Source organism: Rhodobacter flavimaris (genome assembly GCF_021378075.1).
In the GTDB taxonomy this organism is placed as follows: Bacteria; Pseudomonadota; Alphaproteobacteria; order Rhodobacterales; family Rhodobacteraceae; genus Rhodobacter; species Rhodobacter flavimaris.
This window is the reverse complement of the sequence record NZ_JAJUOS010000014.1, coordinates 59798-76156: the sequence shown is the minus strand read 5'-3', so window position 1 is coordinate 76156 and position 16359 is coordinate 59798. Positions and strand designations below refer to the sequence as shown.

Annotated in this window: 17 protein-coding genes; 6 read left to right on the top strand and 11 right to left on the bottom strand. The window is 60.3% G+C overall.

Annotated features, from left to right (window positions below; genetic code table 11):
• Nucleotides 1-345 precede the first annotated feature (345 nt).
• Both LZA78_RS15730 and LZA78_RS15725 read left to right on the top strand, forming a co-directional pair.
• Nucleotides 346-816 (top strand): thermonuclease family protein, encoded by a 471-nt coding sequence (locus tag LZA78_RS15730; RefSeq protein WP_233677870.1) that lies wholly within the window; start codon nt 346-348, stop codon nt 814-816.
• Nucleotides 817-1012: 196 nt separating this feature from the next.
• A complete protein-coding gene (locus tag LZA78_RS15725; protein ID WP_233677869.1) occupies nt 1013-2257 on the top strand; it encodes a hypothetical protein in 1245 nt (414 codons plus the stop codon).
• A 119-nt stretch (nt 2258-2376) separates the two neighbouring features.
• Here LZA78_RS15725 and LZA78_RS15720 read toward each other — a convergent pair whose 3' ends face one another.
• The 11 genes from LZA78_RS15720 to LZA78_RS15670 all read right to left on the bottom strand — a co-directional run bounded on the left by LZA78_RS15720 (nt 2377) and on the right by LZA78_RS15670 (nt 12312).
• Nucleotides 2377-3525, bottom strand: a complete 1149-nt coding sequence (locus tag LZA78_RS15720) for a hypothetical protein (protein WP_233677868.1) — start codon at nt 3523-3525, stop codon at nt 2377-2379.
• A gap of 188 nt (nt 3526-3713) precedes the next feature.
• The gene (locus LZA78_RS15715) at nt 3714-3947 is read right to left on the bottom strand and encodes a hypothetical protein (protein WP_233677867.1); all 234 of its coding nucleotides are present in this window, start codon (nt 3945-3947) and stop codon (nt 3714-3716) included.
• A gap of 122 nt (nt 3948-4069) precedes the next feature.
• Nucleotides 4070-4315, bottom strand: a complete 246-nt coding sequence (locus LZA78_RS15710) for a helix-turn-helix domain-containing protein (RefSeq protein WP_233677866.1) — start codon at nt 4313-4315, stop codon at nt 4070-4072.
• Between the two features lie 84 nt (nt 4316-4399).
• Nucleotides 4400-5125 carry a hypothetical protein gene (locus tag LZA78_RS15705; RefSeq protein ID WP_233677865.1) on the bottom strand — a complete coding sequence of 242 codons (726 nt, stop codon included), beginning with the start codon at nt 5123-5125 and terminating at the stop codon, nt 4400-4402.
• A 171-nt stretch (nt 5126-5296) separates the two neighbouring features.
• On the bottom strand, nt 5297-6484 hold the full coding sequence (locus tag LZA78_RS15700; protein ID WP_233677864.1) for a site-specific integrase: 1188 nt from the start codon (nt 6482-6484) through the stop codon (nt 5297-5299).
• 169 nt (nt 6485-6653) lie between these two features.
• The gene (locus tag LZA78_RS15695) at nt 6654-8294 is read right to left on the bottom strand and encodes a recombinase family protein (RefSeq protein ID WP_233677863.1); all 1641 of its coding nucleotides are present in this window, start codon (nt 8292-8294) and stop codon (nt 6654-6656) included.
• Nucleotides 8294-9334, bottom strand: a complete 1041-nt coding sequence (locus tag LZA78_RS15690; RefSeq protein ID WP_233677862.1) for a tyrosine-type recombinase/integrase — start codon at nt 9332-9334, stop codon at nt 8294-8296. Before LZA78_RS15690 ends, LZA78_RS15695 begins: the two co-directional genes overlap by 1 nt.
• Entirely contained in the window at nt 9331-11034 is a 1704-nt protein-coding gene (locus tag LZA78_RS15685) for a tyrosine-type recombinase/integrase (RefSeq protein ID WP_233677861.1), read from the bottom strand. The genes LZA78_RS15690 and LZA78_RS15685 overlap by 4 nt, the downstream gene beginning before the upstream one ends.
• A 165-nt stretch (nt 11035-11199) precedes the next feature.
• Entirely contained in the window at nt 11200-11409 is a 210-nt protein-coding gene (locus LZA78_RS15680; RefSeq protein ID WP_233677860.1) for a helix-turn-helix domain-containing protein, read from the bottom strand.
• Nucleotides 11381-11554 (bottom strand): hypothetical protein, encoded by a 174-nt coding sequence (locus LZA78_RS15675; protein ID WP_233677859.1) that lies wholly within the window; start codon nt 11552-11554, stop codon nt 11381-11383. The genes LZA78_RS15680 and LZA78_RS15675 overlap by 29 nt, the downstream gene beginning before the upstream one ends.
• Before the next feature lie 41 nt (nt 11555-11595).
• Nucleotides 11596-12312 (bottom strand): hypothetical protein, encoded by a 717-nt coding sequence (locus LZA78_RS15670; RefSeq protein WP_233677858.1) that lies wholly within the window; start codon nt 12310-12312, stop codon nt 11596-11598.
• 1046 nt (nt 12313-13358) lie between these two features.
• Here LZA78_RS15670 and LZA78_RS15665 point away from each other — a divergent pair.
• From LZA78_RS15665 to LZA78_RS15650, 4 genes are all read left to right on the top strand, one after another.
• A complete protein-coding gene (locus LZA78_RS15665) occupies nt 13359-14246 on the top strand; it encodes a LysR family transcriptional regulator (protein ID WP_233677857.1) in 888 nt (295 codons plus the stop codon).
• A gap of 106 nt (nt 14247-14352) precedes the next feature.
• The gene (gene wrbA, locus LZA78_RS15660) at nt 14353-14976 is read left to right on the top strand and encodes an NAD(P)H:quinone oxidoreductase (RefSeq protein ID WP_233677856.1); all 624 of its coding nucleotides are present in this window, start codon (nt 14353-14355) and stop codon (nt 14974-14976) included.
• On the top strand, nt 14973-15614 hold the full coding sequence (locus tag LZA78_RS15655) for a DsbA family oxidoreductase (RefSeq protein ID WP_233677855.1): 642 nt from the start codon (nt 14973-14975) through the stop codon (nt 15612-15614). Before wrbA ends, LZA78_RS15655 begins: the two co-directional genes overlap by 4 nt.
• A 185-nt stretch (nt 15615-15799) precedes the next feature.
• On the top strand, nt 15800-16297 hold the full coding sequence (locus LZA78_RS15650; protein WP_233677854.1) for a P-loop nucleotide/nucleoside kinase family protein: 498 nt from the start codon (nt 15800-15802) through the stop codon (nt 16295-16297).
• Nucleotides 16298-16359 lie beyond the last annotated feature (62 nt).

Below are 16359 nucleotides of genomic sequence, written 5' to 3'. Positions count from 1 at the left end.
CAATGTAGGGTTTGGATTCAAACGAGCCAGTTCGGGCTAATTCTGGCATCGGTGGGGCAGTCCGGCTGCTACCTGGTTGTCGCAGTTGTCTGCGATTGCCTAGGCAGGTGCTTGCAAGATCAATTGCCATGCTCTTAAGCTTACAGAAGAACATTGTATTTATGCGCAACGCTATCGAGAATAGTGGATTGATGACACGAGGTGGCCGGTGTGGAATTTATCATAGTCGTCGTTATTGTGGCCGCTATTTTACTCGTTTTACGGCTTGGACGATCCGAGAGTAGCGGCATCCATTCAGAACCAGTTCCCCGATCGCAGCCGCTATCAACACATGCCCCACCGCGGGTGGCTGAAAGCGTTCAAGCATCACCTTTTGATCCAGAAAGTGCCAAACATCTTCAGGAGGCTCGCGTTTTATCCGGCCCAGCATACGTGGTTGATGGAGACACTATAAAAATCGAAAATACGCAGATCCGCCTGTTCGGTGTTGATGCACCGGAGCTCAATCATCCGTACGGAAAGAAAGCCAAGTGGGCCTTACATGCGCTATGCAAGGATAGGATCGTCCGAGCCGTGGTAACTGACGTAGACGCCCACGGTCGCACGGTGGCGCATTGCTACCTGCCAGACGGACGCGACCTTTCGGCGGAGATGGTGAAGGGGGGCTTGGCGATCGATTGGCCCAAGTTTTCTGGGGGCAAATATAGAAACTTGGAAACGCTTGATGCTCGGAAAAAACTCTTTTTGGCCGACGCGCGTCAGAAGGGCAGAATGCACGTTTGGGATAAATTTGAAGCTAAGAAAGGCGAACGGTGATCGTGCTACCAGTTGCAGATCCATCGGAGCAAGTCTTGACGCGAAATCGGCGGTTTAAGAAGAACACCGAATTGGTACTCTCGGCAGTAAGCGGTCCGAGTGTTTGCGACCCTAAGGCCGCAATTAGAAAGCAATTTGGCTTTCATAGCCAACTAAACATATTGGCGCGCGGCGTTAAAGGGCCGAGGAGATAGAAATGGTTGACGCAACTGAGTCAGTGGTTAAGCCTCACGCGATTGCGGTAGAATTGTTTTCGCGAAAATCCAATAGAACCACTCAACTAATTGAAAATGTTAGCGACGATAAGTCTCTGGATGGCAGAAATCGCTGGTATGAATTTCAACTTGAGAGGCCGATCTATGCGCGGGAGATAAGTATAGTCACAAGCGGTTATAGTGACTGGGATGAGGTTGAATTCGAGGTAAGCCACCTTGATGGCACCCTTCATGAAGAAAAGATTAAATTTTCAAATAACGCTTCTTCGCTTCAGCTTGGTAAACTGATTGCGGAATTTCGCTTCCGCCCAGGTGCTAAGTGGCTCACCGAGACAAAGATCAAGAAGGTGTCGGTATCTGGGCTAACACTTGATGAATTCCACGCGTATGAATGGGCGATCAAGGAATTTGACAAGAAGGAGGCAGACTTAAAGCAGCGCGAGTCTAAAGCGCAAGAGCTTACGGATAAGGTTGCACAGCTAGGCTCTGAGAGGTCAGCGCTTGACGGTGAAATTGGCCAAGCGAAAGCTCAGCTTCTGACGTTGGAACAGTCTGTCGCGGCTGCGCAAAAGGCCCTGAACGAGGACAACAGCAGTCGGGCTGATATTACCAGAGAACTTGCCAATCTCAGAGAAGAGCGTCGTGCGTTAAACGACGATATAAAAGCATCAGAAACAAAATTGAATGAGCTGACCAAACAGGTTCGCCTATTTCCGAGCGAGATCGCGGGCTTCGTTAAGGAGGGGAATCGAAATATTTTATGGTATATATGTATATCTGCTCCATTTGTAATAATAATTTTTATCGTTTTGAATTCGCTTTTTACGAGCGCTATTGATCTCACGCAACTGTGGCGCAAGGAAGAGAATATAGATACATGGACAGTCTTCCTAACTAGGATCCCTTTCGTTGTGGTCGCGATTGCCATCCTTGAAGTGTGCGGTTATGTAGTCGGGCGTTTGGTTTTTGAGATAATAAAGATCAATCGGCAGAGGCTAAGCCTCTCTAAGCTTAGTATTATCGCAAAGGATGTCTCTACCGCATCCGCACACAATACTGCGATGACCGACGAGGAATTGTTTCATAAGGAAACGGAACTCAAGATGGAACTCCTTCGGGACCATATGAAAGAGTACGTCAGTGAGGAGTTTTCTTATAAAGGGACGGCTTTCCAATCTGCAATTTCCGCCGTCGCTGAGAAACTTGCAATTGGGGGTAAAGGTTAAGCCGTTGACGGCTCGCGATGACGCTAATGGTCTCCGATGCAGAGGATTTCTTGTTCCAAGATTTTGGCAACCTGAATTTAGCTTTGGTGTATGTGACATCTGGCCATTTCCACCCACTCCTACGTCCACCGATACTTCCCGCCCGCCTTCTGCAAGCGCTCTTCGAGCGTCCTCGGATGCTCTTCGCTATACCGGCGTAAGGCTTCAGTGTGCCGATCCATGAAGTCGTAGAACTCCCACGGCGGCACATCCGAGATCGCCGCGCGGGTGACGAAGAGACCAAGCAACTGCCGATCCAGCTCCCGCATCTTCGCGGTGCGATTGGCAAAGATCACGTCTGAGGGCTGAATGCCGCAGCAGTAGACGGTGAGGTCATTTCCGATGGTGTCCTCAATGAGCCGCCACAGCTCATGTGCGGGCCAGCGAGCGCGGTTGCTGTCGCTTGTGGGGATGCAGTAGCGCAGACGCTGCAAAGCGTCGTGGTAGGCGTCTCCGAGTCTCTCCCGCAGATCGGCCCATGAATGCATCTCGAAGCGGCCCCGGAGCTGCTTGGACCCAAGGCGCAGCTCGAAGCGCCAGACTTGGCTGGCCAGCCGATCCGAGAGGTCCAGAGGCTCTTGCCCGCATGCGGCGCGCTCCGCGTTCCAGATAGCCAGCCAGCCGTCCTTGGCCTTCTGCATGACCTCGGTGCGCTTGTCGTAGATCGCGAGCTGGCGGTTATCGACATTCCCCGCCCGAAGGCCCGTGACACGGCTTCCGGTGGCCTGTGTGACGGTTTCATCGGCCCCGGTGTATTCCGTCACCTTCGTTCCCGGCGGCGCCACAAGCGCGATCCGCTCCGGCTCGAACCAAGGGGCGAGCAAATCCACCGCGAAGTCCACGCGCGAGACGCGGAGCTGGTGTTCGCCATAGGGAATGGCCAGCGCTTCCATGACTTCCCAGAAATGCCGCTCGGCGTGCCCCAGCCCGCCCGTAGCGAGGCCCAAGGCCCGGAAGTCCACGGTAACGCCGGGATTGTTCGGAATGCGGTCTTCGGGGTCTTGGAACATCCAGACGGCACCCAATTCGCCCGTGTGGGTGTTGAAGGTCCGTCCCCCGGCTTGCGTGACGGACAAGAGCACGTCGCCATACCGCAGTTCGATATCGTGCCGGTGTTCCTTGGCATGGGCTTTCGCAAGGGCCAGTTCGGCGCGCAGCTCGGGGCCGATCTCTGCCTGTACGGTGAACCTGAGGCCGTCAAAACCGCTATGGAGGATTTGTGCCTTCATCTGCTCTGGTCTTCGCTTTCGTATTCGTGGAGGGGGGTGTTACATGACCCCCCTTTGGCCGATCGGCGGATCGTGACGGTTTGATTTGAGGGAACCGGACCAAGCGGGATGCGCTTTGTGCCTCCGGCGGGGCAGCTTTTGGTTTTGGGGCCGGGCAGGGCTGCCCGGCTCCGATCTTGTTGGATGCTCTAGGTGCGCTGGATCGCGTCTTTCGACACTTGGCGCGCGATCCAGATTTCGGCGCGCTCGGCGCATTTGGCGACGTTCAAAAGATCGCCCTGGCCGAAGCTCGGGCTCGATTGCCATTCGCCTTGGCTGGTCTTGTAGGAACGGGACAGATCGACGGAATAGAAGCCGTCATTGTCCCAGACGGTTGCGGTGATAAGGCCAAGTTTGACCTTGTGAGCGGGTTGTTTCGACATGGTGGAAGTCCTGTTGGAATGTGAGAGAGGAAACGGGCGCGAGAACCTTTTGCCCCGCGCCCGCGAAGAGCCTTCCGGCCCCAAAATCCCGCATGGCGCTGCCAACCCCATACGGGCAAAACTCAGCTGGTGTACTGGCTTGTGTTGGCGTGGCGACGGGCCTCAGCCCATTCCCGCAAGTCCCGGCGGCGATAACGCACGGAGCGTCCGGGTTTGTAGAATTGCGGGCCAAAGCCCGTGACCCGCCATTTCTGCAAGGTGCGCACGCTCTGGCAGAGATAGTCCGCCGCGTCGGTCTCGGTAATGAACCCATCCCAGTACTGCGAGGTCGGGGTGGGGCGCGTTTGTGCTGCCGTCTGATGTTGCATTCTGATCTGCCTCTTTCTGCGAACTGCTATGAGGCGAACCTAGATGCGATCCGTTGCTCTTTTCGAGCGAAAGCACTGGACGAATTATTGCTGGTTTTGTGCAACAATTCGTCCAGTGATTTTTTGTCTTGAGATACAATCCTTTAGCTCTCTCAGGATGCGCGAGTTCGGATATTTCGGTTCGATCATCTTGAAGGCATTCACGCAGAAATCCGCAGCGGGTGTGATCGGCTCATTGTCTGCCGTGGCGTCTCGCGTGAATGGCGTGCTGGTCGTGCTCTGCCAGAGGTCGCGTATGTTGGTGATCCAGAGGCGCAAGCCATAATCGCGGCTTTGGCCGCGTCGTTGGTTGGGAAGGCGATCCACGGCTTGAGATAGCGCTTCCTCCAAACCGCCCAGAAGCTTCTCGAGGTCGGCTAAGTCCAGACTAACCGATTGATCGGGGTTGAGTAACGGAAGGACAAGAGCCGGAGCATCCGCATCCAGATTGCCCGTTATATGCCGCATCGCGTCCTGATCTGCTTTGCGAAACACCCCGAGATCAAGTTCAGAACGGGCCTCGTTCGAAAGTCCAGCCAGCGCCGCACGAAGACTTCTCAGGCGCGTCTGAGGGACAGCGAGTTCCCGTCTAAGATCGGTGTGGCGCGGGATGTCTTTGTGTTTTGCAGCCTCCCAACGATAGATCGCAGCGCAATCTTCGAGCGTTTTCCGGAAAGCTCCGAGATCAGCCGGTTTTAGCCCGGATGTATCACACAGGCGCTTGGTGTCCGCTTCGGTATAGGTGTTTTCGTAGAATCTGGATGGCAGCATTGGGGCGGTCAGTTCTCTTAATTAGGGGCGAGGGTTCATGCAGGCCGCAGTTCGTGGCGCAGGCGGCCTAATTAAGCACTCCTTCGGTGCGTAGGTTGGCTAGCTTAGCCTAAGTTAGGCTAGCCTAGGTCCGGGCGGCGCGACGCCTTCCCTAAGCCATTTCAAATGGTGTTATCTTATAACTCTTAATGGGGTCGCTCCCCGAGGTCCACCCGAGACAAGGGCGCTTAGCCTCGCCGCATTCTCTTCTGCCGCCCGCCTCACCGGATCGTCGGCTAGGTGTGCGTAACGCATGGTGGTCTGGATTTGGCTATGGCCCAAGAGCCGCCCGACCATTTGAATGGGCATTCCCGAAGAGACCGCGTTGGACGCGTAGGTATGGCGCAGGTCGTGGATGCGCACATCGTCCAGACCGGCCCGCGCGCGGATACGCCGCCACGGGTGCTGCAGGTCGGTGATATGGCTACCGTCCAGCTTGCCTTCGATCACGTAAGGATTGCCCAAGGTGCGGGGCAGGGCAGAGAGCACAGCCCGCGCCGCTGCCGGGAGCGGGATACGCCGCGCCCCGGTCTTGGTGTCGGGCAGCTCCATCCCGGTATCGGTGATGTAGTCCCACCGCAGCGTCTGAATCTCCCGCAGGCGGCATCCGGTCAGGATCAGAAGCCGGAAGGCCGCTATAACGTGGATACTCTCAGAGCCGTCCCGTTCGGCCTCGGCTAGCACCTCGCCAAGCCGTTGCAGCTCATACTGGCCTAGATAGCGTTCCCGCTTCTCTTCGCGGTACTTCGGCACATGGCGACACGGGTTCGACCCGTCCGGGCGCAGGCCCCAGACTTCCGCCATGTTGAACATCTTGGAGAGCACTTGCAGGGTGCGGTTCGCCTGATAGGGCGTGCCACGGTGCTTGTGATGCAGGGCGGCAATGTCTTTGCGCTCCACGTCGATCACCTTGAAGCTGCCGATCTCCGGCTTGATGAAGAGATCCAGCGCACGGCGGTATTCCTTCTGGGTGGAGGGCTTGCAGCGCTCCCCGGCGTGATCCTTGAAGAACCGATCACAGAGGGCCGCGACGGTGGGCGCGCGCCGTTCCAGTGCGATCTCTTCGGCGGGGTTCTCGCCCATCGCAACTTGGCCCATCACGTCCTTAGCCAGCCGCCGCGCCTCGTCCACGGTGATCTTGCCATGACGCCCCAGAGAGACGCGCCGGGTGCGGCCTCCCTTGCGATACTGCGCTTGATAGGTCTTTGCGCCGGACGGCATGACCCGGACCCCGAAGCCCGCAATCTGAGTGTCCCAAACGAAGTAGTCCTGCCCTTCCGGTTTGAGGGCATCAATCGTGCGTTTGTTCAGTTTCGGCATCTCGGTTCCTTCTCCCTCGTGGAAGCACTGTGGAAGCAACTGGAAGCGCTTCACAGGGGAAGAGGTAGAAGTCGAGCGCGCGGCGCGTCAAATTAAAAACAACGATTCCAATAAGATAGAGTAGATGAGCGCAACTCGGCGGAAACCGTGCAATCTGGATTAGGCTGCCTCATAACCTGAAGGTCGTAGGTTCAAATCCTACCCCCGCAACCACTTCAACCGAACACGCATCGAGACCCTCAACGGCTTCCGGCTGTGCAAGGCCAATGAGCGCCGTGATCGCGCCTTCGAGTTCGACCGTTACCCTCTCCCCATCAACGTGAATCGTCACCGAGTTGATCAGTCCCCGGATCGTCTCCAGCGCTGCTGTGCGGATGGCAGGATCGGAAAGGGTCTGCGCGAGGGCCGTGACCTTGCGCCGGTAGATCTCGCTGAGCCCCGGGTGCAGCCGCACCGGCGAGGGCAGGGGCGCGGAGAGTTCGGTCTCGACGGCAATCTTGCGCGATTCCAACTCCTCGAGCTTCGCCATCAGGCCTGGGGTGCGCAGCCCGTCCGCGATGGCGTCGTAAAGCCCGTCGAGGCGGCGGGATATCTGGATCTGTTCCGTCTCGAGGCGCGCGCGTTTGGCGGTCTCCTCGGCGCGGCCGGCATTCACCTCCTCGCCGTAGGCCGCAATGAAGGCGGCGACCGCTGCAGGTTGCATCAGGCGCCCGCTCAGCAGGTCGAGGACGAGGGCTTCGAGGTCGCCTCGCTTGAAGGATCGGTTCTGCGCGCAGGTGCCGAGCTTGCGGGCGGCCGAGCAGGCGAGATAGTCCTTGCCCACCGAGGCGAAGCCGCCGCCACAGCAGCCACAGCGCAGGAGCCCGGTAAGCAGGTGCGTCTTGCGCCGCGCCTCCCAGAACTTCGTGGCCTTGATCGCCTGCACGCGGGGCTCTGCATCGATCTCGCCCTGGCGGAGCTTTACGGCATGCCAGAGGTGTGTGTCGATGATCCGCAGATCCGGCACATCCTTGGTGATCCATTCCTCGGGCGGATTGCGCCGCGAGACGCGTTTGCCGGTCTCGGGATCCTTCATGTAGCGCAGCCGGTTCCAGACGAGGCGCCCGATATAGAGCTCATTGTTGAGAAGCCCCGTGCCCCGTATGCGATGGCCCCGGATCGCGGTATCGCGCCAGAGCTCGCCACGCGGGCCGGGGACATGCTCCGCGTTCAGGCGCTTGGCGATGGCCTTGGGCGAATGACCCTCGCTGAACTCCTTGAAGATGCGCCGGATGATCGCGGCCTCAGTGGGGTTGATTGTTCTCTCTCCCGTCACCGGCAGGCCGTCTGGCCCAAGGCGGCGCACGACATCATATCCATAGCTGTTGCCGCCCCCGGAGTGCCCGCTCTCGACACGGCCGCGCAGGCCGCGGCGGGTCTTGGCTGCGAGATCCTTGAGGAAGAGCTGGTTCATCGTGCCCTTGAGGCCGACATGCAACTCGCTGACCTCACCCTCGGCCAGTGTCACGATCCGCACCCCGTGAAACGTCAGCCGCTTGTAGAGCGTGGCGACATCCGCCTGGTCGCGGCTAAGGCGATCGAGGGCTTCGGCGATCACGACATCGAAGGCCCCGCGGCTTGCTTGCTCGAGCAGGCCCTGCAGGCCCGGGCGCAGCATGCTGGCCCCCGAAAGCGCCATGTCGGAAAACACCTCCGTCACCGTCCAGCCTTCGCGCGTGGCGCGTTCCTGGCACAGGCGCACCTGGTCCTCGATCGAGGCTTCACGTTGCATCTGGGTCGAAAAGCGGGCGTAGATGGCAGTCCGGGTCATCACTTGCCTCCCTTCAGGCGCTGGACGAGCGCGGCATAGTCGCGCCCGGCATCGATCGTCTGGGCATGAATGTAATGGCGCTCGGCGGTCCGGAAACCCGAATGTCCCAGGACCGGGCGGATCAGACGCGCCGCATCGGGAGAGAGCCGCGCCAGCGTCGTCGCCGCCGCGTCCCGGAAGAAATGCGGCGGAATCCGCGTGCCGGTGTGCAGTAAGGTCACCTCGCCAATTCGCTTGGCGAGATAGGCCTCACCAACGATGGTGCCGCGGCCTCCCACCCACAGAACGTCATGGCACTGCTCTCCACGTGCCATCAGGTAGGGGCGGACCTCCTCGATATAGCGGTGCAGAACGGGCTCCACCTGTGACGGCACTGGGGCTTCCCAAGCGACGCCCGTCTTGGTCATCTCCTCGGCGAGCGAGATGATGATCTCGTCCTCCATGATGAGAACCGATTGCCCGAGCGTGAGCTCACAGAAGGACCGGCGACGCATCGGCATCAGGGCCAGCAGCGCAATCATCGTCCCATCCCGACGCCGCTTCATCGCCTCGAGGGGCGTTACCGCCGCATCGGCGTGCGGTCCCGCGTGGCGCAAGCCAGCCTCAAGCAGCACCTTGCTCGAGAGAATGCGGCCACGCTTGCGTGCGGGATCGCTGCGCCCTGCGGCGCGTTGCAGTGCGGCCAAGAGCCGACGTTGCGCGCTCCAGTCGTCATCCGGGGTAAATGCTCGTAGGATTCGCAATACGCCATCGATGAACATCGCCCGTGACGTGGGCTTGGTGTGGCGCAGGTCCGCGAGCCAGGCCTGCAGATGTTCAATACTGGCGCGGCTTGCCGGGTCTTGTTCCAGCAGGGATGGGTAGCGCTCAGACAACCAGCGCAGCCATCGCCCATAGCGGTTCGAAAATATCTTCTGGGTGGTAAAGCGCAGGTGCGAGAACGCCCCGGCCTCATCGAGTGGTCCGCCCTGATTGAAGAGCACCGCCCACATGGCGCGGTCCACTGCGGGCCAATCTTCGAACGGGAGAATGAGGCTCATTTGTGGGGACCTTTCTTCTTAATCGCCACCAGCTCAGAAAAGGCTTTCGTGGCGGTCTTGATCTCCAGCCCGGAATAGACGTTGATCGTATGGCTCACCGTTGAGTGCCCGAGCAGGCGGCGGGCGACCTCATACGCACCAGGATTGGCCTCAAGCCACTTCATCACAGCGAAGTGGCGGAAGAGATGCGCGTTCATCTCGAAACCAAGCTCATTCTTAATTCTCTTCGCAATGCGGTTCGAAAGGTGGTTTGGATCGACGGATTCCGACCCGTCGCGGCGCGGGAAGAGCCAGGGTGTTCCCATTGGGCAAAGAGTGGGAGACCGGCCGGCCAGGTGTTTATCAATCATGCAGACGAGATCAGGGGGCAGTTCGAACTCGAGCGGATGTTCATTCTTAACCTCGTCCTCGACGAATACGAGGAACACACGGCCGTCGCCGGGGCGCTGCAGGTGCTGCTCGAGATGGATCCCTGCAAGGTTTTTGATCCGCACCGGACAGATGAGGAGGATCGCGATCGCAAGGGCATCTTCATGAGCGAGCGCCTTGGTGAATGAATCGGACTTGCCAGTTCGCCCGTTCTTCATGAGGCGTTCCGGAAGGTTGAGCAGACGGCGCGCCTGACGCTCATCCTGCAGGACGCGCAGGCGATCCCGGTTCTTGCGGGTCATTCCCTTCTGCGGGGGTAGGGACAGTTTTTTGGCAAGCTTGACGAGCACTTCCTGTCCAGCATCGGGCTGCTCAGTGGCCTTGCCGACCGAACGCAGAAGTTCAGCCATCCGGCTGATTTGCTTCGTGGTCTTGTTCTCGGTCCGAGACAGCATCTGGCGCAAGCCCCGCTCAGCCATCACCGGGTTGAGGATGAATCCCATGCAGGTGATCTCCCCTGCATCGATGCCCGAATGGACCAGTTCCGAGGCGAAGCGAATGATCAGGCGGCGGTATTGGGCAGTAGTCGAAGGACGCAGTGCCCGGGTGGGGCCATGCTCGGCAAGCGGGTCCGGCGCTCCGAGGCGCGCCATCAGGCTATCAAGATCACGGATAAAGCTCTGAGGCAGGGCTTCTTCGTCGAGCTTGATAATATTCCGGTGGGATTCGAGGATCAGAAACGTCTGGGGCCAGCCCTCGATCAGCTTCACCGCGAGGTTCCACGCGTGGATTGCATTGCGATGTGCTTTGATCGGAGACTTGCGGATCTCATCGTGGACGAGGGCTGCGTAAAATGCCCGGGAATGCTCATCCCGGACCGACTCAGGAGAAACCCCGAGGCCATTCAGGAAATAGATGAAGCGACTCAACGACGGACGGATCGTGGGATTTTTCGATGCCAGTGCAATCTTCCACAACGCGGCCCACTCCGGAGACAGGTCAGAAGTCTTGTTACGGTGTTCGACGATCCCGACATGCGCCATGGCGGCGCGGGCGTCGCTTACGGCATTTTGCCAGCTCTTGAGGCTGAGGTTCAGCGCCGCGGGTGCGATCTTTGCGAGCCGCGGTTGAAGCCAAAGACTTGAGCAGGGCACATCCTGAGGCGGGCGGCCCAGCGCCTTGGCAACGCGGCGCAGGCCGGAGATCATGTCGCGACGGCGGGTCTCGGTGAGATCCACGGCAGCTTCGATTATCGCGATGAGGTCGGAGAACATCGAAGTGCCCTCGGGAATGAAGGCGAGATCGAACAGCTTGGGGTTCTGCAGGGTCATCGGGAACGCTTCCTTGGCTCAGTTGTGGTCTCGGGAGGACGCGGTGGGACAGGGTGTCTGATTCGGGAAAAGGATAGCACAGAAAGTGAGCACTTTACGGTGTGGGCCTCTTCCCGAAGTCCGCCTAAGGCATTGACATAAATGGACATTGATGTCCGCCAGAGCCTACCAGCGCGACACCGCGCGGTAGGCCGCATGGGCCGCCGGATCGATGCGCAGGAGGCGCCCGCCGGGGCCCACGCGCACCGCCTCGAGGAGACCCGCCGCGATCGCGCGGCGCACCGTCTTCTCCGAGCAGTTGTCGAGTTCCGCGACCTGCTTCACGGTCAGCAGCGCGCGCGGGGTCTCAGTCTTGAAGGGGGGCTTGGTCTTCATCGGTCTGCTCCTCGTTTGCAGGAGCGTTCGCCGCCAGGTCCCGCGCCACGTGCTGCGCCAGCAGGCGCACGAGGCGCGCAATGGCGGCCTCGATCTGCGCTTCGGCAGCATCTTTTTGGGAGGGCAGGGCGGGAACGCGTGTCATGCAGTGACCATGACCCGCGCGCCAAAATTACGATAAGTGTATCAATCTGTCTTTTGTCCGACGATCGATGCACTTGCGAGTGCGCGGCGGTTATCATGCCGCCATTGCTGGAGGTCTTTCCAGATCGTATGGCCGGAAAGCCTGCCGCCCGGTTCACTCACGCAGTCCACGACCGCGTCCACGAAATCGAAAAGCGGCCCCTTGCGCTCGGAGCTTGATCCGTCCGTCGTCACGGTCTCCGACCTCCCCGAGCGATACCAGCACCGAAAGATGGCGGCGAGGATCGCTTCGCGACGATCATCACGGGTTCGCCGCGCATCGGGATCACCCAGAAAGTCGAGCTTCGCGGATCCCGTCTTGTCCATCTGCGCGAAGTCGCGGTTCATCTGGCGGACCGCTTCGTAAGACGTGGAAACCTGGTCCCTAAAGTGATCCTTGCTCAGTTCTGCGCGCTGAGTGTCCACTACCGCGAGAGTCCGCATCCGCTCCATCGCCTTGCCGAGGTACTTCTCCGCCTGGCGCAGATCCCGCATCAGATGCTCGAACTCCGTTGGGGCACGTTCTACCTGCTTGACGATCGTGATGATGCTCGGAACGAAAAGCCATGGATCGAGCGCGTGCCCAAGAGCGGCGGAGAGCTCTCGCAGGTTCTCGAGCGGGATCTCGAACTGCGCGGAAAGGTCTCGCCGCTGCGCGTCAGTCAAAGGTCCGTCCGGGGTCTTGCGCTGAATCTTCCAGGGAAACGTCGTTCTCGACATCTGCTTGCCTCTCTGTTGGCGCGGACAGGACTAAAGGCCTAGGGCAAGTCGATTCCCAAGAAAAGCACCATCGTCAAAAGCCTTGAGAGCCATTGCGGCCGCGCCCGCTCCCGGACGCCTGATCACGAATACCCCCCGACGCCCAGGTTCACCCTCGAGCCTGCATGCGATCGCAATGCGGTCCGTCCGAAGGCAAGTGTATCGATCCGTGAAAATATAGAGATCGGTGCACTTAGCTTTGTGGAGCGTCATTCGCGAAGATCGCCGCAGGCACGCGTGGTCGTCGCAGGGCAATGAAAATGCCGAAGCGATGGCGCGCGCGTCGGGATGCGCGTTTGGACCCAATACACGCGTTCCGGACCGTCTGGAGTGCTTTCTGCCACCAAGGCGAGGCCGCCAGCGGTCGCGTGTCGCGCGGTTTTGTTCGGCTGTTCTCCGCGCGTTCGCAGCCTCCGAAAATTGCCGCCACGGTTGTCTGAGCACCGGCCGCCAAGCCAGGCTATGATCCGGGGACTACCCCACCCCGCGCCAGATCGGCTCCTTCTGGACTGGCGCAGAAACGCGATAACGAAACCCACCGGCCGGTGAAATCGAGGCTACGGCGCGATGTGACGGATCGGGGACCGCACGACTGTGCGGGGCGGGAGAAAAGCCCGCGGGGAAGCGGCTGGCCTCCGTCAAAAGGCATCGCGCCGATACGGATCAGGAAGCGAAGGGCCTTCCCCCGCATGGCGGGGGGAAGGAACGGGGGCCGGAGTTTGTCTGCGGCGAAGGTCGGCTGAGGGCCGAGCGCGTCGATACGGCACCGAGGGCCTCAAGAAAGGCTTGCCTCGCCGCCACAAGTCGGCTTTGAGCCCAAACCCGACATTCGGACGAAGCGCCGCGAGCTTCCGCTTCTTGACTGAGGCGCGCAGACATAGCGCCATTTCCGGCTACGATGAACTTGCGCCCCACCATTAGCGAAAGCGAGGGATGTCCCTGCATTCGCGTCATACGAAATTTATGCTATTCGGAGCGCCCATCGGCCGCCATGAGGTTCTTCCGAAATGGACAAGCTCTCCGTCATGCAAGCCTTCCGCCGTATCGTGGAACGCGGCAGTTTCGCGCGCGCCGCAGAAGATCTCGGGGTGTCGCCCGCGCTTCTGAGTCGCGAGATCAAACTGCTGGAAGAGAGCCTCGGAAGTTCGCTGCTGACCCGTACGACGCGCGCGATGTCGCTGACCGATGCCGGGAGGCTCTACTACGACGAAGCGAGCGGCATACTCGACGCGGTGGCCTCGGTCGAGACGCGTATCCGCGACGGGGCCGGGGCGGTGCGCGGGCATCTCAAGGTGAACGCTTCGAGCTCGTTTGGGCAGACGGTGATCTCTCCAATCCTGCCGGAGTTTCTCGAAGCACATCCCGATCTTCGGCTGTCGCTCTCGCTCGACGACCGGATCGTCGACATGATCGAGGGCGGCTTCGATGTCTCGATCCGTATCCTCCCCGCGATGCCGGATTCCTCCCTGATCGCGCGCAAGATCGGCACGATGCGACAGCGCATCTTTGCCGCGCCGGCCTATCTCGACCAAGCTGGTACGCCAGAGCGTCCGCAGGATATCGCGGGGCACAGGGTCATCGGGTTCCTGTTGGCCGACCATCTTACGAAATGGGCGCTGCAGGGGCCGTCCGGAGCGATCATCCTTGACCTTGATCCGGCCATTCGCGTGGGCAACAGCCTCGTGCTAAGAGATCTGCTGATCTCGGGCCATGGTATTGGCACCTTGCCGGATTTCGTCTCGAACGAGCCGGAGGGGCGCGGCGAGTTGGTGCGCGTCCTGCCGGAGTGGGAACTGCCCGCGCCGGAGATTTTCGCCGTGACTGCCTCCCGTCTGGGCATGGACGCGAAGGTGACGGTGTTTCTCGATCATCTCCGCGCGGCGATGGAAGCCTGACATTCTTCAACCAGCGTAAAGAATGAAGTGAGCCTCGGCCGCTTATTCCGATGCCGCTGATCCGCGATCTTCTTGGGCAACGAAACCCATGCCCTGAGAGGATCCAATGACCCGCGTTCTTGTTCTTTATTATTCTAGCTACGGCCATGTCCGTGCGCTCGCCCAGGCCGAGGCAGACGGTGCGCGCAGCGTGCCCGGAACCCATGTCGACCTGCGCCGTGTTCCCGAAACCCTGAGCGACGACATCCGGCAGAAGGCTGGCTTCGCTGCGGATGACACACCCGTTGCCACCCCCGCCGATCTCGAAGCCTATGACGCGATCATCTTCGGCACCCCCACGCTCTTCGGGATGATGGCCGGTCAGATGAAGTCCTTTCTGGATCAGGCCGGGGGGCTCTGGGCGCGCAATGCACTCGTTGGCAAGGTCGCCGCCGTTTTCACCTCGACCGGCTCGCAGCATGGCGGGCACGAGGCGACGCTGCTCTCCACGCAGATTCCTCTGCAGCATTTCGGGATGCTCATCGCTGGAATGCCCTACACCTTCGCCGATCAGACGCGTGCCGACGGGATTGTCGGTGGGGCGCCCTACGGGGCCGGCACGATTGCCGGCGCGGACGGATCGCGGGTGCCAACCGAGACGGACCTTGCTGGCGCGCTCTTCCAAGGCGCCCATGTCGCGCGGATCGCGGCGTTGCTCGCAGGGGCCGCCTTGAACGAGGAGGCCGCATGATGTCGAGGCTCACCATCGACTTCTTTCACGACGTTGTCTGCTGCTGGTGCTTCAACATCTCGTCACGGATGCGCAGCCTCGCCGCCGAGTTCGATCTCGATATTCGGCACCGCACCTTCGTCCTGCAGGCGGATCGCACCGAGATGGCCGCGCGCTGGGGGTCACCCGAAGCCGCTCGCGAGACCATCCTCGGGCATTGGTCGGCCTGCAAAGAGGTCAGTGATCGGCCGGAGCTCGTCGACGTCGAGGCCATGCGGGCCGCCCCTTTCGACTATCCGCACGGCTTGACGGCTGCTCTCGGGTGCAAGGCCGCGGAGGTGTTGGGCGGGAAAGGTGCCCATTGGGACATGTTCGATTGTCTGCAACGTGCGCATCTCACCGAAGCCACGAATATCGCCGATCCGATCGTCGTGCGCAGCATCGCGCGACGCCTTGGCTTCGAGGCGGCAGCCTTCGCAGACGCCTTTTATTCCTCTGCCACAGCCCAAGCCGTAGAAGCCGACCGGCAACGCGCCCGCGCGCTCCAGGTGCGCTCCGTTCCGGCGCTTGTCATCCGGGAAACGGGCGCGCGCCTTGTGAACGGGACGCGTAACGACCTCGCGGCGCAGTTGCGCAGCTCGCTGAAACGCATCGCCTGAGGAGTGAGCCAGATGAAGTTCCATTTCCTGTTCCGAGGTCTCCGGCATCGGCGCTACAATCCGCTCCGCGTGCCGCGCGATCTCTCGCCCCATCTGATGCGTGATATCGGGCTCGCGACCTGACCCGAGCGCCCCTGTCTTTCTCCTCGCCACTTTCTGTGAGCGACCCCGACCGAAGGTGTCAAATGATCCGTCCATCACCAACCATCCACATGTTCTGCGGCAAGATCGCCTCTGGAAAATCCACCCTTGCGGACAACTTGGCGCGCGGGTCCGGGACTGTGCTCATCGCCAAAGACAAGTGGCTTCATGCGCTCTTCGCCGACATGTTGCAGGCCCCGTCCGATTATGTCGAATACGCGTCGAGGCTCCGGCGGGTCATCGCGCCGCATGTCATTAAACTGCTGGGTTCGGGTCTTTCCGTCGTGCTCGATTTCCCGGCCAATACCGTCGCGCAACGGGACTGGCTGCGCGGCATCCTCGGTCAGACCGATGCGGCACATCAGTTTCACTTCATCGACGTGTCCGATGCGCTGTGCCTGACGCGGTTGCACGCGCGCAATCACCGCGGAGACCACCCGTTCGTGGTGTACGAAACCCAGTTCCGCCAGTTCACCCGGCACTTCGTCGAGCCGTCGCTGGAGGAAGGCGTTCTCTTGGTGAAGTATTCGGAGGGGGCTTAATGTGACCCGCCGACACACGGACCCTCGCGCCGCTCTCTCTCCCTCTCGCCTGTCCTTGAATG

What these genes read in the sequence shown, in the direction of transcription:
- LZA78_RS15665 (WP_233677857.1), top strand. Translation starts at nt 13,359, where the DNA reads ATGGACAAGCTCTCCGTCATGCAAGCCTTCCGCCGTATCGTGGAACGC.
- LZA78_RS15695 (WP_233677863.1), bottom strand. Translation starts at nt 8,294, where the DNA reads ATGACCCGGACTGCCATCTACGCCCGCTTTTCGACCCAGATGCAACGT.
- LZA78_RS15710 (WP_233677866.1), bottom strand. Translation starts at nt 4,315, where the DNA reads ATGCAACATCAGACGGCAGCACAAACGCGCCCCACCCCGACCTCGCAG.
- LZA78_RS15670 (WP_233677858.1), bottom strand. Translation starts at nt 12,312, where the DNA reads ATGTCGAGAACGACGTTTCCCTGGAAGATTCAGCGCAAGACCCCGGAC.
- LZA78_RS15705 (WP_233677865.1), bottom strand. Translation starts at nt 5,125, where the DNA reads ATGCTGCCATCCAGATTCTACGAAAACACCTATACCGAAGCGGACACC.
- LZA78_RS15690 (WP_233677862.1), bottom strand. Translation starts at nt 9,334, where the DNA reads ATGAGCCTCATTCTCCCGTTCGAAGATTGGCCCGCAGTGGACCGCGCC.
- wrbA (WP_233677856.1), top strand. Translation starts at nt 14,353, where the DNA reads ATGACCCGCGTTCTTGTTCTTTATTATTCTAGCTACGGCCATGTCCGT.
- LZA78_RS15720 (WP_233677868.1), bottom strand. Translation starts at nt 3,525, where the DNA reads ATGAAGGCACAAATCCTCCATAGCGGTTTTGACGGCCTCAGGTTCACC.
- LZA78_RS15715 (WP_233677867.1), bottom strand. Translation starts at nt 3,947, where the DNA reads ATGTCGAAACAACCCGCTCACAAGGTCAAACTTGGCCTTATCACCGCA.
- LZA78_RS15685 (WP_233677861.1), bottom strand. Translation starts at nt 11,034, where the DNA reads ATGACCCTGCAGAACCCCAAGCTGTTCGATCTCGCCTTCATTCCCGAG.
- LZA78_RS15725 (WP_233677869.1), top strand. Translation starts at nt 1,013, where the DNA reads ATGGTTGACGCAACTGAGTCAGTGGTTAAGCCTCACGCGATTGCGGTA.
- LZA78_RS15680 (WP_233677860.1), bottom strand. Translation starts at nt 11,409, where the DNA reads ATGAAGACCAAGCCCCCCTTCAAGACTGAGACCCCGCGCGCGCTGCTG.
- LZA78_RS15675 (WP_233677859.1), bottom strand. Translation starts at nt 11,554, where the DNA reads ATGACACGCGTTCCCGCCCTGCCCTCCCAAAAAGATGCTGCCGAAGCG.
- LZA78_RS15700 (WP_233677864.1), bottom strand. Translation starts at nt 6,484, where the DNA reads ATGCCGAAACTGAACAAACGCACGATTGATGCCCTCAAACCGGAAGGG.
- LZA78_RS15655 (WP_233677855.1), top strand. Translation starts at nt 14,973, where the DNA reads ATGATGTCGAGGCTCACCATCGACTTCTTTCACGACGTTGTCTGCTGC.
- LZA78_RS15650 (WP_233677854.1), top strand. Translation starts at nt 15,800, where the DNA reads ATGATCCGTCCATCACCAACCATCCACATGTTCTGCGGCAAGATCGCC.